25 protein-coding genes are annotated in these 26,302 nt (G+C 67.4%); 13 read left to right on the top strand and 12 right to left on the bottom strand.

Going from position 1 to position 26,302, the window contains the following annotated elements; all coding sequences use genetic code 11:
• Window positions 1-22: 22 nt before the first annotated feature.
• The 5 genes from AC0Z2B_RS22950 to AC0Z2B_RS22970 all read right to left on the bottom strand — a co-directional run bounded on the left by AC0Z2B_RS22950 (window position 23) and on the right by AC0Z2B_RS22970 (window position 5,047).
• Complete coding sequence (locus AC0Z2B_RS22950) at window positions 23-796, bottom strand: enoyl-CoA hydratase (RefSeq protein WP_416423580.1); 774 nt, start codon at window positions 794-796, stop codon at window positions 23-25.
• Window positions 797-811: 15 nt separating this feature from the next.
• A complete protein-coding gene (locus tag AC0Z2B_RS22955) occupies window positions 812-1,939 on the bottom strand; it encodes an acyl-CoA dehydrogenase (protein ID WP_476299633.1) in 1,128 nt (375 codons plus the stop codon).
• A gap of 9 nt (window positions 1,940-1,948) precedes the next feature.
• The gene (locus tag AC0Z2B_RS22960) at window positions 1,949-3,136 is read right to left on the bottom strand and encodes an acetyl-CoA C-acyltransferase (protein ID WP_476299743.1); all 1,188 of its coding nucleotides are present in this window, start codon (window positions 3,134-3,136) and stop codon (window positions 1,949-1,951) included.
• 41 nt (window positions 3,137-3,177) lie between these two features.
• Complete coding sequence (locus AC0Z2B_RS22965; RefSeq protein WP_473006142.1) at window positions 3,178-3,945, bottom strand: SDR family NAD(P)-dependent oxidoreductase; 768 nt, start codon at window positions 3,943-3,945, stop codon at window positions 3,178-3,180.
• A 76-nt stretch (window positions 3,946-4,021) separates the two neighbouring features.
• The gene (locus AC0Z2B_RS22970; protein ID WP_476299635.1) at window positions 4,022-5,047 is read right to left on the bottom strand and encodes an AraC family transcriptional regulator; all 1,026 of its coding nucleotides are present in this window, start codon (window positions 5,045-5,047) and stop codon (window positions 4,022-4,024) included.
• A gap of 206 nt (window positions 5,048-5,253) precedes the next feature.
• Here AC0Z2B_RS22970 and AC0Z2B_RS22975 point away from each other — a divergent pair, with 206 nt between their 5' ends.
• Window positions 5,254-6,258: an alpha/beta fold hydrolase gene (locus tag AC0Z2B_RS22975; protein WP_476299637.1), complete on the top strand. Its 1,005-nt coding sequence runs from the start codon at window positions 5,254-5,256 to the stop codon at window positions 6,256-6,258.
• A gap of 19 nt (window positions 6,259-6,277) precedes the next feature.
• On the top strand, window positions 6,278-7,225 hold the full coding sequence (locus AC0Z2B_RS22980) for a D-2-hydroxyacid dehydrogenase family protein (RefSeq protein ID WP_476299639.1): 948 nt from the start codon (window positions 6,278-6,280) through the stop codon (window positions 7,223-7,225).
• Here the strand turns inward: AC0Z2B_RS22980 and AC0Z2B_RS22985 are convergent.
• From AC0Z2B_RS22985 to AC0Z2B_RS23000, 4 genes are all read right to left on the bottom strand, one after another.
• Window positions 7,214-7,801 carry a DinB family protein gene (locus AC0Z2B_RS22985; protein ID WP_473006138.1) on the bottom strand — a complete coding sequence of 196 codons (588 nt, stop codon included), beginning with the start codon at window positions 7,799-7,801 and terminating at the stop codon, window positions 7,214-7,216. The genes AC0Z2B_RS22980 and AC0Z2B_RS22985 overlap by 12 nt on opposite strands.
• Before the next feature lie 13 nt (window positions 7,802-7,814).
• Window positions 7,815-8,909: a cell division protein ZapE gene (gene zapE / locus AC0Z2B_RS22990; protein ID WP_476299641.1), complete on the bottom strand. Its 1,095-nt coding sequence runs from the start codon at window positions 8,907-8,909 to the stop codon at window positions 7,815-7,817.
• Between the two features lie 130 nt (window positions 8,910-9,039).
• Complete coding sequence (locus tag AC0Z2B_RS22995; RefSeq protein ID WP_476299643.1) at window positions 9,040-10,179, bottom strand: PQQ-dependent sugar dehydrogenase; 1,140 nt, start codon at window positions 10,177-10,179, stop codon at window positions 9,040-9,042.
• Between the two features lie 12 nt (window positions 10,180-10,191).
• A complete protein-coding gene (locus AC0Z2B_RS23000) occupies window positions 10,192-10,476 on the bottom strand; it encodes a hypothetical protein (protein ID WP_416423570.1) in 285 nt (94 codons plus the stop codon).
• 183 nt (window positions 10,477-10,659) lie between these two features.
• Here AC0Z2B_RS23000 and AC0Z2B_RS23005 point away from each other — a divergent pair, with 183 nt between their 5' ends.
• Window positions 10,660-11,202, top strand: a complete 543-nt coding sequence (locus tag AC0Z2B_RS23005) for an LEA/WHy family protein (RefSeq protein WP_476299646.1) — start codon at window positions 10,660-10,662, stop codon at window positions 11,200-11,202.
• Between the two features lie 33 nt (window positions 11,203-11,235).
• Window positions 11,236-11,799, top strand: a complete 564-nt coding sequence (locus tag AC0Z2B_RS23010) for a GNAT family N-acetyltransferase (RefSeq protein ID WP_476299648.1) — start codon at window positions 11,236-11,238, stop codon at window positions 11,797-11,799.
• Between the two features lie 65 nt (window positions 11,800-11,864).
• Here AC0Z2B_RS23010 and AC0Z2B_RS23015 read toward each other — a convergent pair whose 3' ends face one another.
• A complete protein-coding gene (locus tag AC0Z2B_RS23015) occupies window positions 11,865-13,133 on the bottom strand; it encodes an aspartate carbamoyltransferase (RefSeq protein WP_416423567.1) in 1,269 nt (422 codons plus the stop codon).
• A gap of 375 nt (window positions 13,134-13,508) precedes the next feature.
• Here AC0Z2B_RS23015 and AC0Z2B_RS23020 point away from each other — a divergent pair, with 375 nt between their 5' ends.
• The 4 genes from AC0Z2B_RS23020 to rarD all read left to right on the top strand — a co-directional run bounded on the left by AC0Z2B_RS23020 (window position 13,509) and on the right by rarD (window position 17,899).
• A complete protein-coding gene (locus tag AC0Z2B_RS23020) occupies window positions 13,509-14,051 on the top strand; it encodes a cysteine hydrolase family protein (RefSeq protein WP_476299650.1) in 543 nt (180 codons plus the stop codon).
• Window positions 14,052-14,205: 154 nt separating this feature from the next.
• Complete coding sequence (locus AC0Z2B_RS23025; RefSeq protein WP_476299652.1) at window positions 14,206-15,126, top strand: LysR family transcriptional regulator; 921 nt, start codon at window positions 14,206-14,208, stop codon at window positions 15,124-15,126.
• Between the two features lie 120 nt (window positions 15,127-15,246).
• Window positions 15,247-16,797 (top strand): EAL domain-containing protein, encoded by a 1,551-nt coding sequence (locus AC0Z2B_RS23030; protein ID WP_476299654.1) that lies wholly within the window; start codon window positions 15,247-15,249, stop codon window positions 16,795-16,797.
• 214 nt (window positions 16,798-17,011) lie between these two features.
• A complete protein-coding gene (gene rarD, locus AC0Z2B_RS23035; RefSeq protein ID WP_473006132.1) occupies window positions 17,012-17,899 on the top strand; it encodes an EamA family transporter RarD in 888 nt (295 codons plus the stop codon).
• 1 nt (window position 17,900) lies between these two features.
• Here the strand turns inward: rarD and AC0Z2B_RS23040 are convergent, their stop codons facing one another.
• Together AC0Z2B_RS23040 and AC0Z2B_RS23045 are read right to left on the bottom strand one after the other, a co-directional pair.
• Window positions 17,901-18,833: an AEC family transporter gene (locus AC0Z2B_RS23040; RefSeq protein WP_476299657.1), complete on the bottom strand. Its 933-nt coding sequence runs from the start codon at window positions 18,831-18,833 to the stop codon at window positions 17,901-17,903.
• 54 nt (window positions 18,834-18,887) lie between these two features.
• Window positions 18,888-19,940 carry a Gfo/Idh/MocA family protein gene (locus AC0Z2B_RS23045; protein WP_476299659.1) on the bottom strand — a complete coding sequence of 351 codons (1,053 nt, stop codon included), beginning with the start codon at window positions 19,938-19,940 and terminating at the stop codon, window positions 18,888-18,890.
• An 83-nt stretch (window positions 19,941-20,023) separates the two neighbouring features.
• On the opposite strand from AC0Z2B_RS23045, the gene AC0Z2B_RS23050 reads away from it, so the two are divergent.
• The 5 genes from AC0Z2B_RS23050 (at window position 20,024) to AC0Z2B_RS23070 (ending at window position 26,302) form a co-directional block, all read left to right on the top strand.
• Window positions 20,024-20,968 (top strand): LysR family transcriptional regulator, encoded by a 945-nt coding sequence (locus AC0Z2B_RS23050; RefSeq protein WP_476299662.1) that lies wholly within the window; start codon window positions 20,024-20,026, stop codon window positions 20,966-20,968.
• Window positions 20,969-21,312: 344 nt separating this feature from the next.
• Complete coding sequence (locus AC0Z2B_RS23055; RefSeq protein ID WP_416423558.1) at window positions 21,313-22,752, top strand: TldD/PmbA family protein; 1,440 nt, start codon at window positions 21,313-21,315, stop codon at window positions 22,750-22,752.
• Window positions 22,752-24,086, top strand: a complete 1,335-nt coding sequence (locus AC0Z2B_RS23060) for a TldD/PmbA family protein (RefSeq protein ID WP_476299664.1) — start codon at window positions 22,752-22,754, stop codon at window positions 24,084-24,086. Before AC0Z2B_RS23055 ends, AC0Z2B_RS23060 begins: the two co-directional genes overlap by 1 nt.
• 656 nt (window positions 24,087-24,742) lie before the next feature.
• Window positions 24,743-25,555 (top strand): energy transducer TonB, encoded by an 813-nt coding sequence (locus tag AC0Z2B_RS23065; protein ID WP_476299665.1) that lies wholly within the window; start codon window positions 24,743-24,745, stop codon window positions 25,553-25,555.
• A 60-nt stretch (window positions 25,556-25,615) separates the two neighbouring features.
• Complete coding sequence (locus AC0Z2B_RS23070) at window positions 25,616-26,302, top strand: MotA/TolQ/ExbB proton channel family protein (RefSeq protein WP_416427576.1); 687 nt, start codon at window positions 25,616-25,618, stop codon at window positions 26,300-26,302.

A 26,302-nucleotide genomic window follows, 5' to 3' on the forward strand; every position in this document is an offset into this window, starting at 1 on the left:
CCGCTGCTACAGGGCTGGACGGTCAACGCCCCTTGAACCGCGCCTCGCGCTTGGCGATGAACGCCGCCATGCCCTCTTTCTGGTCCTCGGTGGCAAACGCCGCATGGAACACCCGACGCTCGAAGCGCACGCCTTCGCTGAGGCTGACCTCGAAGGCGCGGTTGACGCTTTCCTTGACCATCATGGCCACCGGCAGCGACTTGGCGGCGATCTGCGCGGCGCAGGCCATGGCTTCCTCCAGCAGCTGCTCGGCCGGCACGATGCGCGCGACGATGCCGGCGCGCTCGGCCTCCACCGCGTCCATCAGCCGGCCGGTGAGGCACAGTTCCATGGCCTTGGCCTTGCCCACGGCGTGGGTCAGACGCTGGGTGCCGCCCATGCCCGGCAGCACCCCGAGCTTGATTTCCGGCTGGCCGAAGCGCGCGGTGTCGGCGGCCAGGATGAAGTCGCACATCAGCGCCAGCTCGCAGCCGCCGCCCAAGGCAAAACCGGCCACCGCGGCGATCATCGGCTTGCGCCGGTTGGCGATGCGGTCGGTCTCGCTGAACAGGTCGTCGAGGTAGATCTGCGGGTAGGTGCGCTCGGCCATTTCCTTGATGTCGGCGCCGGCCGCAAAGGCCTTGGCCGAGCCGGTGATGACGATGCAGCCGATGTCACGGTCCGCGTCCAGCACGTCGAGGGCCTGGTTCAGCTCACTGATCAGCTGGGCGTTGAGGGCGTTCAGCGCCTCGGGCCGGTTGAGGGTGACCAGGCCGACACGGCCACGGGTTTCCAGCAGCAGGGTGTGGTACGCCATCAAGCTATCTCCTTGTTATAAGTTGCGCGCAATGACCATCCGCTGGATGTCGCTGGTGCCTTCGTAGATCTGGCAGATGCGCACGTCGCGGTAGATGCGTTCCAGCGGAAAGTCATTGAGATAACCATACCCACCCAGGGTCTGCAACGCGTCCGAACAGACCTTTTCGGCCATTTCCGAGGCGAAAAGCTTCGCCATCGATGCCTCCACCAGCGCCGGTTGGCCGGCATCGCGCAACGCCGCGGCGTGATAGACCATCTGCCGGGCGACGCTGATCTGGGTGTGCATGTCGGCCAGGCGGAAGGCCACGGCCTGGTGTTCGAGCAGCGGCTTGCCGAAGCTTTCGCGTTCGCGGGCGTAGTCGCGCGCCACCTCGAACGCGGCGCGGGCCATGCCCACCGCCTGGGCGGCGATGCCGATGCGCCCGCCCTCGAGGTTGGCCAGGGCGATCTTGTAGCCCTGCCCTTCGCTGCCCAGCAGGTTCGCCGCCGGTACGCGCAAATCCTCGAACACCAGCTGGCAGGTGTCGGACGCATGCAGGCCGAGCTTCTCTTCCACCCGCACCACCTGGTAGCCGGGGCTGTCGGTGGGCACGATGAAGGCGCTGATGCCGCGCTTGCCCGCCTGCGGGTCGGTGACGGCGAAGACGATGGTCATGCCGGCGTTGCTGCCCGAGGTGATGAACTGCTTGCTGCCGTTGATCACGTAATGGTCGCCGTCGCGGCGCGCGCGGGTGCGCAGGTTGCTGGCATCGGAACCGGCCTGGGCCTCGGTGAGGGCGAAGGCGCCGAGCATGGCGCCACTGGCCAGGGGTTGCAGGTACTGGGCCTTCTGCGCCTGAGTGCCAAAGTTGAGGATCGGCACGCAGCCCACCGAGTTGTGCACGCTCATGATGGTAGAGCAGGCGCCGTCACCGGCGGCGATTTCCTCCAGGGCCATGGCGTAGGCCAGGTAGCCGGTGTCACAGCCGCCCCACTGCTCGGGCACCAGCATGCCGAAGAAGCCCAGCTCGGCCATCTCGGCCAGGGCTTCGCGGGGGAAGGTGTGGTCGCGGTCCCATTGGGCGGCGAACGGCCGCAGGCGCTCCTGGGCGAACTGGCGGGCGGCGTCGCTGATCTGGCGTTGTTCGTCATTGGCTAGCATGGCAATTCCTTAATAGACGCATTCGATGGCCACGGCAGTGGCTTCGCCGCCGCCGATGCAGATGGCAGCAATGCCGCGGTGCAGCTGGCGTTGGCGCAGGGCGTTGAGCAACGTCACCAGGATGCGCGCGCCCGAGGCGCCGATGGGGTGCCCCAGGGCGCAGGCGCCGCCGTGCACGTTGACCTTGGCGTGGGGCAAGTCCAGGGCCTGCATGGTCACCAGGGTGACCACGGCGAAGGCCTCGTTGATCTCGAACAGGTCGACCTCGGCCAGGTCCCAGCCGGTGCGTTTGACCAACTGCTGGATGGCACCGATGGGCGCGGTCGGGAACAACCCCGGGGCGTCGGCGAATGCCGCATGGCCATGGATGATCGCCAGCGGTTGCAAGCCACGACGGCGCGCTTCGCTCTCGCGCATCAACACCAGCGCGGCGGCGCCATCGGAGATGGAGCTGGCGTTGGCAGCGGTCACCGTGCCGCCCTCACGGAACGCCGGCTTGAGGCTGGGGATCTTGTCCAACCGCGCCTTGGGCGGCTGCTCGTCGTCGCTGACCAGCCGGGTGTCCTTGCCCACCCGCACGCTCAGCGGCACGATCTCGTCCTTGAACTGGCCGTTGGCGATGGCCTGCTGGGCGCGGGTCAGCGAGGCGATGGCGAAGTCGTCCTGCTGCTGGCGGCTGAAGCCGTTGGCCTGGGCGCAGTCCTCGGCGAAGGTGCCCATCAGCCGGCCCGGCTCGTAGGCGTCCTCCAGGCCGTCGAGGAACATGTGGTCCAGCACCCGGCCGTGGCCCATGCGGTAGCCGCTGCGGGCCTTGTCCAGCAGGTAGGGGGCGTTGCTCATGCTCTCCATGCCGCCGGCCACCACCACGCTGGCGCTGCCGGCCAGCAGCTGGTCGTGCCCGAGGATGACCGCCTGCATGCCCGAGCCGCACATCTTGTTCAGCGTGGTGCAGGGCGTCGCCTGGGGCAGCCCGCCGCCCAGCGCAGCCTGGCGTGCCGGGGCCTGGCCCAGGCCTGCGGGCAGCACGCAGCCCATCAGCACCTGGTCGACGGCGTCGGGCGCCAGGCTCGCGCGGCTGACAGCGGCGCGGATGACCTCGGCGCCCAGCTGCGGCGCGGTCAGGCTGTGAAGGTCGCCCTGCAGGCCGCCCATGGGCGTGCGCGCGGCGCTGACGATGACGATGGGGTCGTGGTTCATGGTGCTCTCCTTCATGTTGCGGTCCTTCATGTCGCGGCCCTTCATTTAGCGGCCATGCGCAGGGCGCCGTCGAGGCGGATCACCTCGCCGTTGAGCAGGCGGTTTTCAAGGATGTGGCGCACCAGCGCCGCGTATTCGCTCGGCTGGCCCAGGCGCGGCGGGAACGGCACGCCGGCGGCCAGGGAGGCGCGCACCTCGTCGCTCATGCCGGCCATCATCGGCGTCTCGAAGATGCCCGGGGCGATGGTCATCACGCGGATGCCGAAGCGCGCCAGCTCGCGGGCGGCCGGCAGGGTCATGCTGACGATGGCGCCCTTGGAGGCGGCGTAGGCGGCCTGGCCGACCTGGCCGTCGTAGGCGGCGATGGAGGCGGTGTTGATGATCACCCCGCGCTCGCCGTCCTCGCCCGCCTCGGCCTCGGCCATGGCCGCAGCGGCCAGGCGCATCAGGTTGAAGCTGCCGACCACGTTGATGTCCAGCAGGCGGCTGAAGCTGTCGAGGGCGTGGGGGCCCTGCTTGCCGAGGATTTTTTCGCCGGTGACCACGCCGGCGCAGTTGACCAGGCCGTGCAGGCCGCCGTAATGGCTGAGCGCCAGTTGCACGGCGGCCTCGGCCTGGTCTTCGCGGCGGATGTCGGCCACGGCGCAGCGGCTACGGTCGCCCAGTGCCTGGGCCTGGGCGGCCACGGCGTCTGCGTTGAGGTCGACCAGCACCACGTTGGCGCCGGCCTCGACGAGCATGCGCGCAGTGGCGGCGCCGAGCCCCGAGGCGGCGCCGCTGACCAGGAAAGTCCGTTGGGCAAGTTGCATGGAGCGCGTCCTTATTGTTGTTGGCGTCTCCCTGAAATATGGCCCCGCCCTGCCCGCGTGGCAATGGCCAAAGCGCTCAGCCGGGGTGAGCGGTTTGGCCAGTGCCGGCCAGGATCAGGCTGCGGTACTGCCCCGGGCTTGCCCCCGACCATTTGCGGAAGGCCTTGTAGAACGAGCTGGCATCGGCAAAGCCCAGGCGCTCGGCGATGCTCTCGAACGACAGCGGTGCCTCGGCCAGCCAGGCCATGGCCAGCTCGCGGCGCACGCTGTCCTTCAGGCCCTGCCAGGTCTGCCCTTCCTCGGCCAGGCGGCGGCGCAGGGTGGCCGCCGACAGGTGCAGCTGGCGCGCCAGCTCCTCGGCCTCCGGCCAGCTGTGCGGCGGCTGCTCGCGCAGCTGCTGGCGCAGGCGCCGGGCCAGGCTGTCGGGGTCGCGGTACTTGACCAGGATGTTGGCCGGGGCGCGGTTGAGGAAACGCTGCAGCTCCTGCGGCGTGCGCCGCACCGGCAGGTCCAGGCAGTCGGCGGCGAAAATGATGCGCGTGCGCGGCCGCTCGAAACGCAGGTTGTGCGAGAACATCACCCGGTAGTCGTCGCAATAGGCCGGCGCCGGGCCGCGCAGCTCCACCGCCAGGATGGGAATGCGCCGCCCGGCCAGCCAGCAGGCCACGCCGTGGACGATCATCCAATAGGTGAAATAGGTGAACGCGCGGCGCGGTGGCCGCGCGGCGTCGTCGATGACGATGGCCGCCAGGCCGTGCTCGCGCAGCAATCGCGCGGGCAGGTCCTGGAGCATCAGCGACAGGAAGCCCAGGGCGCTGTCCAGCGCCGCCGCCAGGGTCGGCTGGGCCATGGCGCCGCGGCACAGGAACGCCAGGCTGCCGGAGCGCAGTGGGCGTGGGTCCATGCCGAAGAACTCATCGTCCCGGCGCAACGCCAGGTGGCGCCACAGCCGCGCGTAGAGCAGCACCGGCACGCGGGCGTCGGCCTGCTGCAGCAGCGCCGGGTCGATGCCGACTTCCGCCAGCAAGGCCACGGGGTCGACGCCGCTTTGCTGCAAGGCTTCGCGGACCATTTGCATGGAGATGGTGTCTTTTTGCGCCATGGGCGAACTCGTCGGACGGATAACGCATCCTACCCCATCGCGTAGCCGCTGCCGAAGGCTGCGCTGGCCCTGTGCCTCACGGCAGATTTGCAGTGCACATGAGGGCCAGCGCAGCCTGGCGGCAGCGGCTACGGTGCGGTGGTGGTTTCGGACTTGGGGCCCGGCGCGGTAAAGTCCAGCCTACCGCTCCCCTGCAAGGACCACCCATGCTGCGCCTGCCCGCCTTCCTCCTCACCTGCCTGCTCGCCGGCGCCACCCACGCCGCCACCCAGACGCCGGTCTACGGCCCGGAACTGCAAGGCTTCGACTACCCCTACCCGCTCAAGCACTTCGAATTCGACTCCCAGGGCAAGTCCCTGCAGATGGGCTACATGGACGTGCCCGCCAAAGGCCACGCCAACGGCCAGACCGTGCTGCTGATGCACGGCAAAAACTTCTGCGCCGCCACCTGGGGCACCTCGATCAAGGCGCTGACCGAGGCCGGCTACCGGGTGGTGGCCGCCGACCAGATCGGCTTCTGCACCTCCAGCAAGCCCGACTACTACCAGTACAGCTTCCAGCAACTGGCCAACAACACCCACGCGCTGCTGGCGTCTCTGGGTGTGGACAAGGTCACGGTGCTGGGCCACTCCACCGGCGGCATGCTGGCCACCCGCTACGCCCTGCTCTACCCCGACCAGGTGCAGCGCCTGGCCATGGTCAACCCCATCGGCCTGGAGGACTGGAAAGCCCTGGGCGTGCCCTACCGCACTGTCGACCAGTGGTTCGCACGCGAGGCCAAACTCAACGCCGACGGCATCCGCAACTACGAGCGCAGCACCTACTACGCCGGGCGCTGGAAGCCCGAGTTCGAGCAATGGGTGACCATGCTCGCCGGCTTGAACGAGGGCCCGGGGCACAACCTGGTGGCGTGGAACTCGGCGCTGATCTACGACATGATCTTCACCCAGCCGGTGGTCTACGAGTTCAAGGACCTGAAGATGCCGACCCTGCTGCTGATCGGCGACGCCGACACCACCGCCATCGGCAGCGACATCGCGCCGCCCGAAGTGAAGGCGCGCATCGGCCACTACGCGGTGCTGGGCAAACAGGTGAGCCAGGTCATCCCCCACGCCACCCTGGTGGAGTTCCATGGCCTGGGCCACGCCCCGCAGATGGAAGAACCCGAGCAATTCCACAAGGCCCTGTTGGCCTGGCTGTCGAAAAACTGACCTTCAAGGAGCAAACACCGTGCGCATAGCCGTGATTGATGACTGGCAGGACGTGGCCAGTGACGTGGTGGATTGGGCGCCGTTGCAGGCGCTGGGCCAGGTGGATTTCCTGCCGGACTACCCGGCGGACACCCAGACCATGGTGGCGCGCCTGGCGCCCTATGAGGTGATCTGCGTGATGCGCGAGCGCACCCTGTTCGACGCGGCGCTGCTGCGTGGCCTGGGTAACCTCAAGCTGCTGGTGACCGGCGGCATGCGCAACGCCGCCATTGACCTGGCCGCCGCCAAGGCGCTGGGCGTGCAGGTGGTGGGCACCGACAGCTACAAGCACGCCGCGCCCGAGCTGACCTGGGCGCTGATCATGGCCTCGACCCGCAACCTGCTGGCCGAAGCCACCTCGCTGCAGGCCGGCGGCTGGCAGATCGGCCTGGGTGGCGACCTGCACGGCAAGACCCTGGGCATCCTCGGCCTGGGCAGCATCGGCCAGAAGGTGGCGAACTTCGGCAAGGCATTCGGCATGAACGTCGTTGCCTGGAGCCAGAACCTCACCGCCGAGCACGCTGCCAGCGTCGGCGTGCAGTGGGTGAGCAAGCAGGAGCTGTTCGCCCAAGCCGATATCCTCAGCGTGCACCTGGTGCTCAGCGACCGCACCCGCGGCCTGGTGGACCGCGAGGCGCTGGGCTGGATGAAACCCCGGGCGCTGCTGGTGAACACCGCGCGCGGGCCGATCGTCGACGAAGACGCGCTGGTGGAGGCCCTCAAGGCCAACCGCCTGGGCGGCGCCGCGCTGGACGTGTTCAGCGTCGAGCCGCTGCCCGCCGGCCACCCGTTCCGCACCCTGCCCAACGTGTTGGCCACGCCCCACGTGGGCTATGTCAGCGGCAACAACTACCGGCTGTTCTACAGCCAGATGATCGAGGACATCCTCGCCTGGCACGCCGGCGCGCCCATCCGCCTACTGGCCTGACCACACCTGGGCCTCGGTCCAGCCTAGCTCGGCGAAGTCGCGGGCGCGCAGGTGCGCCTCGCCCTCGCAGAAGAATTCGTCGAGCTGCGGCGGCTTGATGTCGGTGTCGGCCAGCATGGCGTGGACCTGGCCGCGATGGTGCACCTGGTGCTCGAACAGGTGCGCCAGCAGGCGCACGCGGGTGTCGCGCTGGGTGCGGTCGGGGCGCAGGATGGTCACGTGGCGGCCCAGGCTGTCGTCCTTGAGCAGCCGGCAATAGGCGATCAGCCGGTGGTCGGCCTGGGCCTGCTCGCGGTGCAGGGCCAGGCAGGTGTTGAACGGCTCCTCGGGCTCGAAGAAGCGCTCGCTGTCCAGCTCCGGGGCATCGCCGCCCTGTTCGCATTCCAGCGCCTGCAGGTAGAACCAGTCCACCGTGAGGATGTGGTTGAGGGTGGCCTTGATCGACGGAAAGAAGCTGCTGCGCGGCGCCAGGAACTCGTCCTGGCTCAGTTGCAGGCAGGCCTTGTACAGGCGGTGGTTGGCCCAGCCGTTGTTGTAGGCCTGGGCCAGCAGGTAATGGGACAAGGGGTCGGCCATCGCGTGCTCCTCCTCAGCTGAAGCGTTGCAACTGCATCTCGCGCAGCCGGCTCAGGGTGCGCCGGAACGGGAATGCCAGGTACCCTTGAGTGTAGAGCGCATCCAGCGCCACCCGCGCCTCGATGTACAGCGGCACCTTGCGGTCGTAGCACTCGTCGACCAGGGCGATGAAGCGACGCACGCCGTCGTCGTTGGGCGACAGCTGCGGCAGCTCGCGGTCGCCGGCCACCACCCGCTCCACGCCGTCCTCGGTGCCGCGGGCGATTTTCGCCGCGCGCTGCTCGGCGCCCAGGGCCGGAACTTCGCCCAGCAGGATGACGCTGAAACGATCGCACAGCTGCATGAAATCCATGGCCGCCCACGGCTGCTCGCACAGCTGCGCGTAGGTGCACCACAGCACGTGTTCACTCGCCCGCACCACCGGCAGCTGGCGATAGCCCACCGCCAGCGGCTGCGGCGAGACCGCCTCCTCGCCCCTCAGCGCCTCGAACGTGCTGGCCAGGGCGCCGGGGTCGTTGACCCAGTAGCGCTGCAACGCGGTGCCGGGGTGCAGGCGGTGGTCCTGGTCGCCGTCCACCGCCACCACCTGCATGTGCGCCTGGATGGCGCGGATGGCTGGCAAGAAGCGCTCGCGGTTGAAGCCGTCGGCGTAGAGCTGTTCGGGCGGCTGGTTGGAGGTGGCGACCACCGTCACCCCGGCGTCGAACAGCGCGGTCATCAGCCCGCCGAGGATGATGGCGTCGGCAATGTCCGTGACGAAAAACTCGTCGAAGCACAGCACGCGGATGTCCTTGGCCAGGCTACCGGCCAGCACCTTCAGCGGGTCGCGCACGCTGTCCAGCTGGAACAGGTGCTGGTGCACCCAGGCCATGAAATGGTGAAAATGCTGGCGCCGCGCGGGCACGGTCAGGCAGCCGTGGAACAGGTCCATGAGCCAGGTCTTGCCGCGCCCCACCGGGCCCCACAGGTACACGCCGGGGCACGGCTGGCCGGCTTCCACGGCGGTGAAGCAGGCCTGCAACGCCTGGGCGGCGCGGGCCTGGGCGGGGTCGTCGGCGTAGCCGCGGGCGCTGAGGGCTTGCTGGTAGGCGGTGAGTGGCTCAAGCATAAAACGTCCTGGTCGAATGCGAAAAACACCGCGCCGTACCCGCTGCCGCAGGCTGCGCTGGCCCTGTGCCTCCCTGGAAATCCACAGTGTACATGAGGGCCAGCGCAGCCTGGCGGCAGCGGCTACGGGCTCATTGTTGCAGCCCTACTTTAAGCAGCTGGCCGTCGTCCGCATCGGTGAGCACGTAGAGGAAGCCGTCCGGGCCCTGGCGCACGTCGCGGATGCGCGCCTTCAGGCCGCCCAGCAGGCGCTCCTCGTGGCTGACCTTGTCGCCGTCGAAGGTCAGGCGGATCAGTTCCTGGTCGGCCAGCGCGCCGATGAACAGGTCATGCTGCCAGGCCTTGAAGCGGTCGGCGTCGTAGAAGGCCATGCCGCTGATGGCCGGGGACTTCTGCCAGACGTGCAGCGGGTCCTTGGCGCCCTTGAGCGTCTTGCCCTGGGCCTCGGGAATCGGCGCCAGGTTGTAGTTGATGCCGTGGGTGGCCAGCGGCCAGCCGTAGTTCTGCCCGCGCTCGATGACGTTGATCTCGTCGCCGCCGCGTGGCCCGTGCTCGTGGGTCCACAGGGTGCCGGTCCAGGGGTTCAGCGCGGCGCCCTGCTGGTTGCGGTGGCCGTAGGACCAGATCTCCGGGCGCGCGCCCTTCTGCCCCACGAAAGGGTTGTCGTCGGGCACGCGGCCGTCGGGGAAGATGCGCACCACCTTGCCCTGCAGCTTGCCCAGGTCCTGGGCGGTGGGCCGCTGGTTGTTCTCGCCCAGGGCGATGAACAGGTAGCCGTCGCGGTCGAACACCAGCCGCGAGCCGAAGTGCTCGCCGGTGGACAGCTTGGGCTGCTGGCGGAAGATCACCTGGAAGTTGTCCAGGCGGGTCAGGTCATCCGACAGCTTGCCGCGGCCCACGGCGGTGCCGGCCTTGCCGTCCGGCCCGGCCTCGACGAAGGACAAATAGACCAGGCGGTCTTCCTTGAACTGCGGCGACAGCGCCACGTCCAGCAGGCCGCCCTGCCCGTGCGCCCACACGCTGGGGCCGCCGCTGATGGGCGCCGACAGCTTGCCCTCGGGGCTAACGACGCGCAGGGTGCCCGGGCGCTCGGTCACCAGGAAGCCTTTGTGGTCGGGCAGGAAGGCCAGGGCCCAGGGGTGGTGCAGGCCCTCGGCCACCGGGGTAACGCTCAAGGGCCCCTGCTCGCTGGGGTAGGTGGCAGGCGCCGTGGCGGCGTGTACGGCGAGGGGCAGGCTTAGCAAGGCACTCAACAGAATCTGACGAAGCATGGGCTATTCCTTTCAGCGGTTGTCATCGCGCGCGGGGCGCTGGCTGTCGAAGTCGGGCTTGGCGGGGGTGCTGCGCAGGTTGTTGCCGTTGCCGATGCCGCCGTTCTGCAGCGTCGGCGGGTTCGGGTTGACCTGCTGGCGCAGGGCCGGCGAGGTGGGCGTGACCGGGCGGGTGCCCTGCATGCTATTGGGGTTGGCGCGGCGCACGGCGCTGTTGTAGGGGTTGCTGGTGTCGGCCCAGGCGCTGGCGGCTGTGGCGGCCAGCAGCAGGGCGAGGATGGGCGGTAATGCTCGCATGGTGCCTTCTCCCGTTGACGAATCCTGACTATAGGCCCATTGGAACCGCTGCCTGGATGAGCGTTCGATGAAACCTGCGTCAGAGTCGTAACATTTTGTGGCCAGCATCGGGCTACTGCGGCGAACGCGGGGCCTTGGCGGTGGTCTGACGCAGACAACAACACCTGTCTCGAGAATGTGAACATGCGTCGATTCGTACTGCCCGCCCTGCGCCACTACCTGCTGCTGATGCTGGTGGTGGGCCTCAGCGCCTGCACCCTGCTGCCACCCCAGGACCCGATCAACATCAACGTGGTGGGCATCGAGCCGTTGCAGGGCCAGGACCTGGAAGTGCGCTTCGCGGTGAAGATCCGCCTGCAGAACCCCAATGAAGACAGCTACACCTACAACGGCGTGGCCCTGAACCTGGACGTCAACGGCCGCCCGCTGGCGTCGGGGGTCAGCAATGAAAGCGGCACCCTGGCGCGGTTCTCCGAGACCATCGTCACCGTGCCGGTCAGCGTCACCGCCTTCAGCGTGCTGCGCCAGACCCTGGGCCTGAGCCAGACCCAGTCGCTGGACAACCTGCCCTACGAGCTGCACGGCAAGCTGGCCAATGGCGTGTTCGGCACCGTGCGCTTCAGCGACCACGGCACCCTGTCGCTGGCGCCGCTGGCGGGTGACAGCGCCCCGCAGCCGTCGCAGAACCCGTACAAGAACAGCCGTTGGCCTGCCGCCACCCCTTGATTACACTGCGGGGACTGACACGGAGTCCCCGCCATGCCCCCCGAACTGCACACCGAACGCCTGCTGCTGACGCCGCTGCAACTGAGCGACGCCGCCGACATCCAGCGCCTGTTTCCCCACTGGGAAGTGGTGCGCTACCTGGACAGCCACGTGCCGTGGCCCTACCCCGCCGATGGCGCCTTGAGCTGGGTGCGTGATTGCGTGCTGCCGGCCGTGGCCGCGGGCAAGCAGTGGGAGTGGGCGATTCGCCTGCGCAGCGCGCCGCAGTCGCTGATCGGCTGTATCGGCCTGATGGATCAAACCGACAACCACCGGGGCTTCTGGCTGGCGCCCGCATGGCAGGGCCAGGGCTACATGAGCGAGGCGTGCAGCGTGGTGACCCGCTACTGGTTCGAGGTGCTGGACCGGCCCGTGCTACGGGTGCCCAAGGCGGTGGCCAACGCCGGCTCGCGACGAGTCTCGGAGCGCGAGGGGATGCGGCTGGTGGGTGAGGCGCAGGGGGAGTTCGTGTGCGGGAGGCTGCAGCGCCAGTTGTGGGAATTGCGCCGTGAGGAGTGGCGACGCGGCCTTGTGGCCGCTGCTACAACAGGTTCATGACGACGACGCGGCCTTCGGCCGCTGCTACGGGACCTGTAGCAGCGGCCAAAGGCCGCGTCCAGCGATCATTGATCGCGGTACGGCATATCTTCTTCCGGCCCCAGGTACACCGGCACGCGCCAGCCCACTTCACGCAGGGAATGCTGCACCTGGTTCTCCACGCCCAGCAGGGTGGCAAAGATGGCCATGCGCACGGCGATGCCGTTGTCGGTCTGCTTGAAGATGGCCAGGCGCGAGTCGTGGTTCAGGTCCACGCTCAGGTCGTTGGCGCCCGGGCGCGAGTCGCGCGGCAGCGGGTGCATGATCAGCGTGTGCGGGCCGCAGGTGGCGTTGACCAGGGCCTGGTTGATCTGGAAATCGGCGCTGTAGCCTTCCAGGGTCTCGTCCTGGGCGAAGCGCTCTTTCTGGATGCGCGTGGCGTACACCACGTCGGCGCCCTTCAGCGCGGTGTGCAGGTCGTGGGACTGCTCCACGTGGTGGCCGTGGCTGGCCAGGTATTCCACCAGGTGGGTCGGCAGCATCAGCGACTGCGGCGACACCAGGGTGATGCGCAGGTTGCGGTACAGCGCCAGCAGCTTGCTCAGCGAGTGCACGGTGCGGCCGTACTTGAGGTCGCCGGCGAAGACGATGTGCGCGCCGTCGATCAGCTTGTCCAGGCGCGAGAACTCGCGCTGGATGGTGTACAGGTCCAGCAGCGCCTGGCTGGGGTGCTCGCCAGGGCCGTCACCGGCGTTGATCACCGGCACATGGGTGGCCTGGGCAAATTCGGCAACTGCGCCCAGGTCGGGGTGGCGCACCACGATGGCGTCGGCGTAGCCGGCGATGACGCGGCTGGTGTCGTGGATCGACTCGCCCTTGGCCATGGACGAGAAGGTGAAGCCGGTGGTGTCGCACACCGAGCCGCCCAGGCGCGCGAACGCCGAGCTGAAGCTCAGGCGCGTGCGGGTGCTGGCCTCGAAGAACAGGTTGGCCAGTACCGCGCCTTCCAGCACGCGGGTGGTCTTCTGGCGGCGGGCGATGGGTTGCATGATATCGGCCACGCGCAGCAGGTCTTCCACCGAGTCGCGGGTGTAGCCGTCCACGGAAAGCAGGTGATGGCCCATTTCGCTGTTGGCGGCGTGAACGTGTACACCCTGTGTATCCAGCGCCACACCTTTCAGAATCTCCAGCATGAAGCGCTGGGCGATGTCGGGCATCTTGCGCATTTCCGGCGACTCGTCCGGTAGCAACCAGCTGTCCAACGCCCGGCGAGACACGCCAATGCGCTGCGCCAAGGCGTCGCGGGTGAAGTTGAGGCGGCGCATGGCATCGCGCAGGAAGACTTGCTGGGACATGGAGGGCGGACTCGGCTGGATATACACGCTGCGGATTATCCGCGCGTGCCTTGGCTGATGCAAGCGGTGTTGCTGGACGCGGCCTTTGGCCGCTGCTACACCCTGCGCCGTTCGTCTCAGGGCCGAGTCGATGACGAAACCACGAGCAGTCGAATTTCATCCTCCACGGGTTGACGCCCCCGCCCGGCATGGGGCACCGTAAGGCCATGAACAACGCCCTGCGCACCACCTCGCCCCGTACCACCACGACCGCCACCGGCGGGCCGTGCGGCGAGGCGTGAGCAACACCTGACACGCAACACCCAAGGCCCCGCCAGCAATGGTCGGGGCCTTTTTTGTGCCGCACCGGCGCTGGTCATTTCAAGGAGCAACACCATGGCTGCATTGAAGCTCAACCGCCCCGCCCTGCTGATCGTCGACGTCCAGGTTGGCTTGATCCACGGCCCGCAAAAGCCCTGGCAAGGCGAACGCCTGCTGGCCACCATCAATCAGGTCATCGCCAAGGCCGTGGACGCCGGCGCGCCGATCCTGGCGGTGCGCCACACGGGTCCCGCCGGTTCACCCATCGCCCAAGGCAGCCCGTTCTGGCAGGTGGCGCCCGAGCTGAACCTGGCCCACGCCAACGTGCGCCTGTTCGACAAGCAGGCCTCCAGCGCCTTCCAGGGCACCGACCTTGAGCAGTGGCTCAAGGCCGAGCAGGTGGAGGACCTGGTGATCGTCGGCCTCAAGACCCAGTACTGCGTCGACAGCGCCTGCCGCGCCGCCTCGCAGCTGGGCTTCAAGCCGGTGCTGGTGGCCGACGGCCACAGCTGCATGGACACCGACCTGCTGGCCGCCGAGGTGATCATCGCCCACCACAACCAGACCCTGCACGGCCCGATCGCCCGCGTGGCAGCGGCAGCCGAGCTGCAGTTCTGAGCCACTGGCGATAAAAAACCTGCTTGCAGGCCATGAAAAAACTGGCCTGCAAGCCCCCCACGGCAGCCCCTGGGGTTGGTATTGTTCCAGCTGGTCTGGAGCCGTGGTACGCGACTTGCTGGTTGCCTGCCACTTGCCAACATCGAGGTCCGCCGTGGCTGCCTACAACCTGCGTCAACTGAAGTACTTCATCACCACCGTCGAATACGGCAGCGTCGCCGAGGCGTCGCGCAAGCTCTACATCGCCCAGCCGTCGATCTCTACCGCCATCAAGGCGCTGGAAGACAGCTTCGGCGTGCAACTGCTGATCCGCCATCACGCCCAGGGCGTGTCCCTCACCCCCAGCGGCGCGCGCTTCTACCGCAAGGCTCAGGAACTGCTGCGCATGGCCCGCGAGTTCGAGCAGAACGCCCTGGCCGACAATGACGTGGTGGCCGGGCAGATCGACATCGGCTGCTTCGAGACCGTGGCGCCGCTGTACCTGCCGCAGCTGATCGCCGGTTTCAGCGCGCTCTACCCCGGCGTCGAGATCCGCATCCGCGACGGTGAACAACAGGAGCTGGTGCAAGGCCTGACCTCGGGCAGCTTCGATTTGGCCATCCTCTACAAGCACGACCTGGACAGCACCATTGAAACCGAACCGCTGATGCCAGCCCAGCGCCCCTACGCCCTGTTGCCCGCCGACCACCGGTTCGCCCAGCAGGCCCAGGTGTCGCTGCGCGACCTGGCCACCGAACCGATGATTTTGCTCGACGTGCAGCCCAGCCGTACCTATTTCGTCAGCCTGTTCGAAGAGCTGGGCCTGACCCCGCGCATCGCCTTCAGCTCGCCGTCCATCGAGATGGTCCGCGGCATGGTCGGCCAGGGCTTCGGCTTCTCGATCCTGGTCACCCGCCCGCACTCGGAATGCACCTACGACGGCAAGAAGGTAGTGTGCGTGGACATCGTCGAGGACGTCACCGGCTCCGGCCTGGTGGCCGCCTGGCTCAAGCGCGGGCAGTTGACCAAGCCGGCACAGCTGTTCGCCGACTACTGCCGCGAACAGCTCACAGCCAAGGCCCCCCCCGCCCCGTAGCAGCTGCCGAAGGCTGCGTCCGCAACACCGCGGTGCCTGGGACGCAGCCTGCGGCAGCTGCTACGTGGGAAAGCGGCTATCATGCTTGGCACCCGGCCCTAAAAGGACTCCAGCCGCCCAATGCCGTTCTTCGCCAAGACCCCGCGCCCGCCCCGCCCCCTGCGCCTGCTCGCCCCCTGGCTGGCCGCCGCGCTGCCGCTGCTGTTGGGCCTGGGCATCCTGTATTGGCAGGCCGAGCGCGACCTTGCGGCCAATGCCCAGGACACCGCCGAGCAGGCCCTGGCGCAGTTCGACCTGATGCTGGACAACGTGGCCGAATCCGCCAACGCGCTGCTGCCCCTGGCTGGCCAACCCTGCGCCGACGCCACCCTGGCCCTGCGCGAGCAGGTCACCCGCAGGCCCTTCGTGCGCTCCACCAACCTGGCGCTCGACGACCACCTGTATTGCAGCTCGTTGTTCGGCGAGTTCAGCGAGCCCATCAACCCCGGCGACTACGTCGACGGCCACCTGTGGCTGATGGACGGCAACCCGGTCACCCCCGGCCACGCGCTGCTGGTGTACCGCGCCTTCGATGACGACCAGACCGCCCTGGCGACCCTGGACGGCTACCACCTGGCCAACGCCCTGCGCATGATCGGCCGCGACCAGCCAGTGCTGCTGCAGGTGGGCAACAGCTGGCTGGCCCCCGACGGCCAGGTGCACGACGCCCCCGTGCCGGCGTTCCCGGTAGCGCCCACGCACCTGGACTCCAGCCGCTACCCGCTGAGCGTGAGCACCGGCTACCCCGCCGGCGAGCCCTGGCGCTGGGTCAGCGCGCAATACCCCTTGCTGCTGGCCCTGCTGGTGCTGCTCGGCGTGCTGGCCGGCGGCCTGTGCCGCTGGCTGCTGAACCGCCCACAGTCGCACCGCGCGGAAATCGCCCGGGCGCTGGAGGCCGACGAGTTCCTGCCCTATTACCAACCGGTGGTGCGCAGCCTCACCGGGCGCTGGTCCGGCGCCGAGGTGCTGATGCGCTGGCAGCACCCGCGCGAAGGCCTGGTGCCGCCGGACCTGTTCATTCCCTTCGCCGAGCACTCGGGGCAGATCGTGCCCATGACCCGCCGCCTGATGCGCCAGGTGGCCGAGGACCTGCGCCCCCACGCCGAGCTGCTGGAAGACGACTTCCACCTGGGCATCAACATCAGCGCCGAGCACTGCCAGGACCTGGCCCTGCTGGACGACTGCCGCGACTTCCTGCAAGGTTTCCCACCGGGGCGCATCACCCTGGTGCTGGAACTGACCGAACGCGAACTGATCCGCCCCAGCGCCGTCACCCACCAGCTGTTCGAGGCTTTGCACAACCTGGGCGTAATGATCGCCATCGACGACTTCGGCACCGGCCACTCCAGCCTGGCCTACCTGCGCGAGTTCAAGGTGGACTACCTGAAGATCGACCAGAGCTTCGTCGCCACCATCGGCAAGGACGCGCTGTCGGGGCATATCGTCGACAGCATCATCGAACTGTCCGGCAAGCTCGACCTGGGCATCGTCGCCGAGGGCGTGGAGGATGAGGTGCAGCGCGAGTACCTGGTGCAGCGACGGGTGGAGTTCCTGCAGGGCTACCTGTTCGGCAGACCAATGCCCATCGACGCCTTCCTGCAAACCCTGGCCGAAACAACGCCTACCGCGTAGCCGCTGCCGCAGGCTGCGCTGGCCCTGAGCCTTGCTGCAGATCTCCAGCGTACTCAGGGGCCAGCGCAGCCTGGCGGCAGCGGCTACGGTCTCGCAACGCCAGCTTTTGCTCCAATATGGACCACTGCGCCCCATTTTGGTGACACGCCCTGCCCCACAATGAGATCATTGCCGGCCTTACCTGCCCGTTCCACCCCGCGCTCCAGAGGCTCTCTTGTCCAAAGGCATCATCTCGTCCGTCACAGCGTCCAGCCTGTTCGCCGTGATGTACTTCTATACCTCGCTGCTCACCCCGCTCACCGGCGAAGAAATCTTCGGCTGGCGCATCCTGCTGACCGTGCCCTGCGTGACGCTGTTCCTGCTGATCACCCGCGACTTCAAGCTGGCCGTGGGCCTGCTCAAGCGCATGCGCGAGCGGCCGATTCTGCTGCTGGGCAGCATCGGCACCGCGTCGCTGCTGGGCGTGCAACTGTGGCTGTTCCTCTGGGCGCCCCTGCATGGCCGCAGCCTGCCCGTGTCGCTGGGCTATTTCCTGCTGCCGCTGACCATGGTGCTGACCGGGCGGCTGGTCTACGGCGAACGGCTGTCGTACCTGCAGAAGGTGGCGGTGGGCTTCGCCCTATGCGGCGTAGGGCATGAACTCTGGGTGCACGGCAGCTTCGCCTGGGAAACCCTGCTGGTGGCGTCCGGCTACCCGGCCTACTTCGTGCTGCGGCGCAAATGCCAGACCGACCACCTGGGCGGCCTGTGGACCGACATGTGCCTGATGATGATCCCGGCCACCTGGTTCGTCACCACCGGCCCCCTGTCGGCTGCCGACATGCTCCAGCACCCTGCCCTGTACGGCTTGATTCCGGTGCTGGGCATGATCAGCGCCCTGGCCCTGGTGTCCTACGTCATGGCCAGCCGCCTGCTGCCGTTCAGCCTGTTCGGCCTGCTCAGCTACGTGGAGCCGGTGCTGCTGGTGGGCGTGGCGCTGCTGCTGGGCGAAAGCATCGCACGTGACCAGTGGTGGACCTATATCCCGATCTGGCTGGCGGTGGTGGTGCTGATCATCGAAGGCTTCAAGCACCTGGTGCGTTCGCGGCGGCGCAGCATGTAATTCAAGGATGCACCAGCAGCAACACCGCGCTGATGCTCAGAAATGACGCCAGCGTGGTCAGCACCAGCGCCGCCGCGCAGCGCCCTTCCAAACCGAAGCGCTGCCCCAGGATGGGGTAGACGCTCATCATCGGCGCGCTGGCGATCACCACGCCGGCCAGCATCATCGGCGCCGGCACGTCGGCCAGCAGCCAGAACATCAGCCCCAGCAGCAGCGGGTGCACCAGCAGCTTGCCGGCGCCGATCAGGCCCAATTCGTTGAGCTGCCCGCGCACCTTGGTGCCGTACAGCACGCCGCCGATCACGAACAGCGCCGCTGGCGCCGAGGCCTGGGCCAGCATGTCGATGACCTTCAGCGGCGCCACCGGGATCTGCACCCGCGCCAGCGACAGCGCGCCGCCGACGATGATCGACACGATCAACGGGTTGCGGCCCAGGCGCTTGAGGGTTTCGACAATTACCCGCCGCGCCGAGCCGCCCTGCTGCTCCCCGGCCTCGGCCATGGCCAGCGCCAGCGGGATCATCACCAGGTTCTCGATGACCATGCCCAGCGCCAGCGCCACCACCGCTGGGGGCCCGGCGACCATCGCGGCGATTGGGTAGCCGATGAAGCCGCTGTTGGACACCGACATGCCCATGCCCGCGATGGCGGCGTTGGCCACGCTGGCCTGGCGCAAGCGGCGGAAGACCAAAAAGCCTGCGGCGAAGCTGCCCAGCGACGCCAGGCCGTAGGCCAGCAGGTAGTGATAGTTGAAGACCTCGCTGATGGGCCGCTGGGCCAACGCGCGGATCACCAGCGCCGGCAGGCAGAAGACGATGACGAAGGTGCCGACGCCGCGCACCTGTTCGCGGCTCAGCAGCTTGAGCGCCGTGGCCAGGTAGCCCAGGGCGATGATGATGAAGATCGGTGCGGTGATGGCAAGCACGTCTAGCAACGACTGGTTTCCTTTTGGACGCGGCCTGCGGCCGCTGCTACGGGAGCCTCGCGATCAATCCTGGCGCACGTCGACCTGCCCATGACTGTGGCACGCCTGGGCGATGGCTTCCACCACCCGCAGGTTCTGCAACCCGTCGCGCACGCTCACCAGCGGCTGCGCCTGGCCGCGGATCACCTGGCAGAAATGCGCCAGTTGGCGCGCCAGCGGGTCGGCGCGGTCCTGGCGCAGCTGCTCGCTGATGAACGGCTTCCACCACGAGCGGTCCTCGGGGCTGCCATAGCGCTTGAGGCGCATGGTGGGCACCGACAGCTGGCCGAAGGTGCCGGTGATCACGTAGCAGTCCTCGTCATCGTAGTGGCTGTAGGTCTTGTTCTCCTGGCTGGTCTGCTCCCAGCTGCGCGGGCTGGCGGCGGTGTCCGAGAGCAGGAAACTGCCCAGCGCGCCGCTGGCGAAGCGCAGGCTGATGGCCACTGTGTCTTCCACCTCGAAGCCACGGGTGGCGTGGGAGGCCATGGCCTGCACCGCGACGATCTCGCCGCATAGCGAGCGCAGGTTGCCGATCTCGTGGATCAGGTTGAGCAAAATCGGCCCGCCGCCCACCTGGGTGCGCCACGGGCCAGCCGCGAAGTATTCATCGGGCTTGTAGAACAGCGCCGTGCCCATCACCGCCACCAGGTTGCCCAGCAGGCCGTCGGCGATCACTTGCCGGGCCTGGGCCAGGATCGGGCTGTGGGCGCGGTGATGGCCCACCAGCAACGGCGTGTCCGCGGCGCGACTGGCCGCGTACAGCCGCTCGCCCTCCTCCAGGGTGTGCGCCAGCGGCTTCTCGATCAGCGCCGGCACCCGCGCGGCCAGGCACTCGAACGCCTGGGGCACGTGCAAGGCGTTGGGCGTGGCGAGAATAACGCCATCAGGACGAAACTCGGCGAACAGCGCCTCCAGCGAGGTGAACAGCGGCACCTGCAGGCGCGCGGCCAGTTCCACCGCGGCGGGCGATGGGTCGACAATGGCCGCCAACTGGCATTCATGGCTGGCCTGGATCTGTTCGATATGGAAGTGGCCGATGGCACCGGCGCCGGCTACGGCAATGCGAAGAAGGGACATAAGGGGCTCTGATTATTTTTGGGGGTTCTGGCTGAGCAATGGCCATAGCTTAATCAATAGCGATCAGGACATAATCGGCCATTATGAAGATTCAGAATGCGCAATTAGCGAACAATGCGCCGTTCCTGCGCGACCTGCAGTTGTTCTGCAGCGTGGCCCGGCATGCCAGTTTTGTCACGGCGGCCCAGGAAAGCGGCATCTCCCCGGCCCACCTGAGCAAGCGCATCGCGCTGCTGGAGGCATCGCTGGGGGTCAAGTTGTTCCAGCGCACCACGCGCCGGGTCAACATCACCGCCGACGGCGAGACCGCCTTCACCTGGGCGCAGACCCTGCTGGGCAACGTCGACGACATGCTGCAGGCGCTGTCCGGGGTGCGCAACGAGCCGCGCGGCGCCCTGCGCATCAGCACCAGCCTGCGCCTGGGCCGCGAGTACATCGCGCCGGTGATGGCACGCCTGCGCCAGCGCTACCCGGCGCTGGAGGTGTGGCTGGAACTGCTGGACCGGCGCGCCGACCTGATCGCCGAGAACTTCGACATCGACATCCGCGTGGGCGAGGTGCTGGAGCAACACCTGATCGCCCACCGCATCACCAGCAGCTACCGCATCCTCTGCGCCGCCCCCGCCTACATCGAACGCATGGGCAGCCCGCGCAGCCTGGCCGAACTGGCCCAGCACGACTGCCTGCTGTTCCGCGAGCGCGACCAGCGCTTCGGCCTGTGGCGCCTGCACGGCAGCGCCGGCGAGGAAAGCGTGAAGGTCACCGGGCCCATGGCCTCCAACCACAGCGACGTGGTGCGCCAGTGGGCCCACGAGGGCTACGGCATCATCATGGCCTCGGTGTGGGACGTGGCCGCCAGCCTCAAGGCCGGCGAGCTGGTGCAGGTGTTGCCCGGCTACCGCCAGCCGGCGGACGTGTGGGCGGTGACCACCGCGCGCGGCGGCGAGTCGGAGAAGATTCGCGTGTGTATCGAATTCCTCAAGGAAGCCCTCACCCAGGGCCCGCAAACCCTGCTGACGCCACAATAACGCCCCGCGAACCCACCGTAGCCGCTGCCGCAGGCTGCGCTGGCCCTTGCCCACGCTGGAGATCTTCAGTGTATTCGAGGGCCAGCGCAGCCTGGCGGCAGCGGCTACGCAGCGGTGTCGCGGCCGTGGGCATCGAAGTATTCCTGACCTTTTATTCAATTCTGGTACGAAGGTGCAACAATTGGCACACTTCTTTCTAATGGTTTTCGACCGCGGTGTCAGGATCCCCTTTTCATTGGATCCGCAGGTGCACACAATGCACCATTTGCTAACAACGGGCAGCTACCCTGTCCATTACCAGTGCAGAAATTCCGCCAAAAGCGGTAGAACAGGAAGTCGGATCTATGTTCGAAGTGCCGTCCTCAATCAGGTTGTTGCTGTCCCGCTTCAGCCAGGCCCACGCGGGCCATTTCCACTCCCTGCGCTACGTCCGCCAGGACAGCCTGGGCCTGTCGGTCACCCGTAACGTCGTCGACCCACCGCGCCGCCACCGCAGCAGCGGCGTGATGCTGTGCGTGCGGGTCAACGGCAACGAGGCGTTCGCCGCCACCAGCGACCTCACCGAAAAAGGCCTGGAGCACGCCTACGACCAGGCGCTGCTGCTGGCCCACGCCATGGGCCAGCGCGCCCTGCTGAGCCTGCCGCCGTTGCAGGGCAACGCCGTGCACACCCGCTACAGCTCGCCGGCCGCCGACCAGCCGCTGCCCGATGCCGGGCACTGGCTGGAGGTGCTGCGCGCCGAATCGGCGCGCGTGCCGCAGCACGAGCGCCTGGTGAACTGGTCGGCCAGCCTGGGCATCACCGACAGCCAGCAGCTGTACGTGGACAGCACCGGCAGCGAGATCGCCAGCCACAAGCGGCTGTTCTTCCCCGAACTGGACGTGACCGCCTTCGACGGCCAGCAAAGCCAGCGCCGCACCTGGGCCATCGCCCGCCAGGGTGGCAGCGAGCTGGTGCATGAGTCGGGCTTCATCGGCCAGATCGAGCAGGTGGCCGACCAGGCCCTGCAACTGCTGGCCGCGCCCAACACCCCGGAAGGCCCGCGCGACCTGCTGCTGATGCCTGACCAGATGATCCTGCAGATCCACGAATCCATCGGCCACCCGCTGGAGCTGGACCGCATCCTGGGCGATGAGCGCAACTACGCCGGCACCAGCTTCGTCACCCAGGACATGTTCGGCAGCTACCAGTACGGCTCGCCGCTGCTCAACGTCAGCTTCGACCCGCAAGTGCCGGACGAGCTGGCCAGCTACAGCCACGACGACGAAGGCACGCCAGCGCACAAGCATTTGCTGATCGAAGCCGGCGTACTCAAGCGCCCCCTGGGCGGCGCCCTGTCCCAGGCCCGCAGCGGCCTGGCCGGGGTGGCCAACAGCCGCGCCTGCGACTGGAACCGCCCGCCCATCGACCGCATGGCCAACCTCAACGTCGAGCCCGGCGACCAGAGCCTGGCGCAGATGATCGGCAACATCGAACACGGAATCCTCATGGCCACCAACCGCTCCTGGTCCATCGACCAGGCCCGCAACAAGTTCCAGTTCGGCTGTGAATGGGCCCAGCTGATCGAGAACGGCGAGCTGGCCGGCGTGGTCAAGAACCCCAACTACCGCGGCATTTCCTCGCAGTTCTGGCGCAACCTCAGCGCGGTCGGCGACCGTTCCACCTTCGAGGTGATGGGCACCCCCAACTGCGGCAAGGGCGAACCCAACCAGGCGGTCACCGTGGGGCACGCGTCACCGCCCTGCGTGTTCAAGCAGATCGACGTGTTCGGGGGGCAAGCGTGATGAACCACACTCTCTACCGCCGCTCCTTCGACATGCTGGAACAATGGCTGCACACCCAACTGGCCGCCGGCGAGCACTTCTCGCTGTGGTTCAGCGCCGAAGACTCGCAGTTCATCCGCTTCAACCACGGCCAGGTGCGCCAGGCCAGCCAGGTGCTGCAGATCGACGCCACCCTGCGCCTGATCCACAACGAGCGCCATGCCAGCGACACCCTCAACCTGACCGGCGACGTGGCCACCGACCGCGAGCGCCTGGGCGAAGCCCTGGCTGGCCTGCGCACGCTGCTGCAAGTGCTGCCGCCCGACCCGTACCTGCAACTGGACAACCAGGTGTTCGCCAGCGACCGCGTGCCCGACGGCAGCCTGCCCAGCGCCGACGCGCTGATCGAGCAAGTGGGCGCGCTCAGCCACGGCCTGGACATGGTCGGCATCTACGCCGGCGGCCCGATGTACCGGGGCTTCGCCAGTTCCTGGGGCGGCCGCGGCTGGCACGTGGCGATCAGCGCCAGTCTGGACTTCAGCCTGTTCCACGACAACGGCGAGGCGGTGAAGATCACCTACGCCGCCAGCGAATGGGACGCCGACGAACTGGCCGCGCAATTCGCCCAGGGCCGCGAGCAACTGGCGCACCTGGGCAAGCCACGCAAGACCCTGGCGCCCGGCCAGTACCGCGCCTACCTGGCACCGGCCGCCGTGGAAGAAATCATCGGCATGCTGCAATGGGACGGTTTCTCCGCCCGCGCCCTGGCCACCCGCCACAGCCCGCTGCAGGCCCTGCAGCTGAAAACCGCCAGCCTGTCGCCCCAGGTCAGCATCAGTGAAATGGCCTCCACTGGCCTTGAGCCACTGTTCAACAGCGAGGGCAGCCTGCGCCAGGACCAGGCGCTGATCGAGCACGGCCACCTGGTGGGCCAGATGGTCAGCTCGCGCTCGGCCCAGGAATACCACCTGGAAGCCAACGGCGCCGACACCTATGAAAAGCCTTCGTCGCTGGTGATGGCCGGCGGCGACCTGCCCAGCGCCGAGGTGCTGCAAGCGCTGGGCACCGGCCTGTACATCGGCAACCTGTGGTACCTGAACTACTCCGACATTGGCCTGGCGCGCATGACCGGCATGACCCGCTTCGCCAGTTTCTGGGTGGAAGACGGCAAGATCGTCGCGCCCATCGACACCATGCGTTTCGATGACAGCGTCTACGACCTGTTCGGCGCCAACCTGCTGGCCCTGACCCGCGAGCAGAGCCTGCGCATCAGCACCAGCACCTACTCGCAACGCGACGCCCAGACCCTGCTGCTGCCGGGCGCGTTGATCGAGCGTTTCACCCTCACGCTGTAGACCGTGCGGTAAACCCCGGGGCCATGCCTGGCCCCAGGGGCTTTTTATTACTGTTATTCGCCTGTGTGCCTGACGCCAACTTGAAAGACTGTTTTCACTAACGGTCGCAGGCCTTTATTTTTTACAACTTCACTTCAGCACAACTCTGGGCCTAACTATTGAATAAATAAACACCTCAAGCACGCACCAAATAAAACCGCACTTGCCGGTTTGGTGCACACCCAATCAATACCCTGCACCGTGCCGATTCGATGTTTAACCCACATCGTGATCACGGCCTCGTGCAGCCCGAAACTTGCCGAGTGATGGCCGCTCGATTGCCCGTCAGGACCCCGTGCGGCCTGGTGCTGGAACAAACGTACAAGAATGCGACATGGTGTGCGTAAATTGGCGCCAAACGCTCTACAGCGCAGCTTATGGCACAGCGGTTGCTCTGTATTAACTCAGCCACAGTCCCGTACAACCTTGTACATACGATAAAAAGGAAGGCGTCATGAAACCGTACACAGCCACCTCTACTTAGTTGCAGAAGACTGAATTCTGACACGTGCTGGCAGACTTCAGTATGACCGCCTACTTGCGCCGCCCACAGTCGAACATTAATTAAATGTTTGAGCGGTACCGCTTTGCCCTTCTTTTTATTCGAGGGAGACTTGATGAATGACGCGGTAAAAAAGAAGCCACCCCAGGTGCCCACTTCAATAGTCCCCGCCACGCCGTGGCCCGGTATTCCATTCCGGCCCAATACGTCGCGCCCGGGCATATTGAAGAAACAACAGGTGCTGATATTGGTGGCGGTGTCCGTGCTGTTGCACGGTGGCGCCTGGTGGCTGATGCAACAGGCCAAGGCGCCCGTGCCGGAAGTTGCCCCGCAAGTACCGGAAATGACCGTGGAGCTCACCAGCCCGACGCCCCCCACGCCCGAGCCGCCACCTCCGGAACCACCACCGCCGCCGCCCCCTCCGCCGCCACCGGCGCCCGAGGAAGACCCGGACGCGGTGAAACCGCCGCCCAAGCCGGTGGAGAAGAAGGTCGAGAAGCCCAAGCCGGTGCCCAAGCCGCAGCCGCTGAAAAAGCCTGCGCCACCGACCCCGCCCGCCCCGGCGCCGACGCCTGCGCAGAGCGCGCCGCCCAGCCCCACCCCGGCACCGGCGGCGCCTGCGGCAGCGCCCGGCCCGGTGAAAGAGTCGGCGGCCATTTCCGGCCTGGCCAGCCTGGGCAACCCGCCGCCCGAATACCCGTCGCTGGCCCTGCGCCGCAACTGGGAAGGCACGGTGGTGCTGCGCATCAAGGTGCTGGCCAACGGCCGCGCCGGCAGCGTCGAGGTGACCAAATCCAGCGGCAAGCCGCAGCTCGATGAAGCGGCGGTGGAAGCGGTGCGCAACTGGAAGTTCATTCCGGCCAAGCGCGGCGACACGCCAATCGAAGGCTTCGCCACCCAGACCATCGACTTCAAGTTGCCGCAGTAAACGAACTCAACCCTATTCACGTTGTGCGAGGTAGAAATCATGAATGCTTCAATGTCCGCAATGATCGTCCCGGGCGTGCTCTGGGCCCTGGTGTTGTTCTCCGTGCTCAGCTGGGGCCTGCTGCTGATCAAGTCGGCCCAGTACCTGCGCCTGAAATCGCAGAACAAGCAGTTCACCCGCGCCTTCTGGGCCGCCCCCGACCTGCTCACCGCCGCCGAGCACTCCACCCAGTACCCCGGCGCCCTGGCGCGCATCGCCAACAGCGGCTTCGAAGCCATGGCCAGCGATGACAACCCGCGCAACGCCCAGCAACTGGCGCACACCATCAACCGCCAGGACCGCCTGGAGCGCAACCTGCGCCAGCAGATCCAGAAGGAACGCCGCGCCCTGGAAGCCGGCCAGGCGATTCTGGCCAGTATCGGCAGCACCGCGCCCTTCATCGGCCTGTTCGGCACCGTGTGGGGCATCATGGAAGCGCTGCAGAGTATCGGCGCCAGCGGTTCGGCGAGCCTGGAAACCGTGGCCGGGCCCATCGGCCATGCGCTGATCGCCACCGGCGTGGGCATCGCCGTCGCCGTGCCGGCGGTGCTGATCTACAACTTTTTCCTGCGCCGCCTGAAGCTGGCCATGGCCGACATGGACGACTTCGCCCATGACTTCGACAGCCTGGCCCAGCGCAGCGCCTTCGCCGTCAGCCGCGAGCCCATCGCCCACAAGCACGCCGCCCGCGTGCAGGAGGCGAGCTGA

The organism is Pseudomonas sp. GYB4201, from assembly GCF_056312595.1.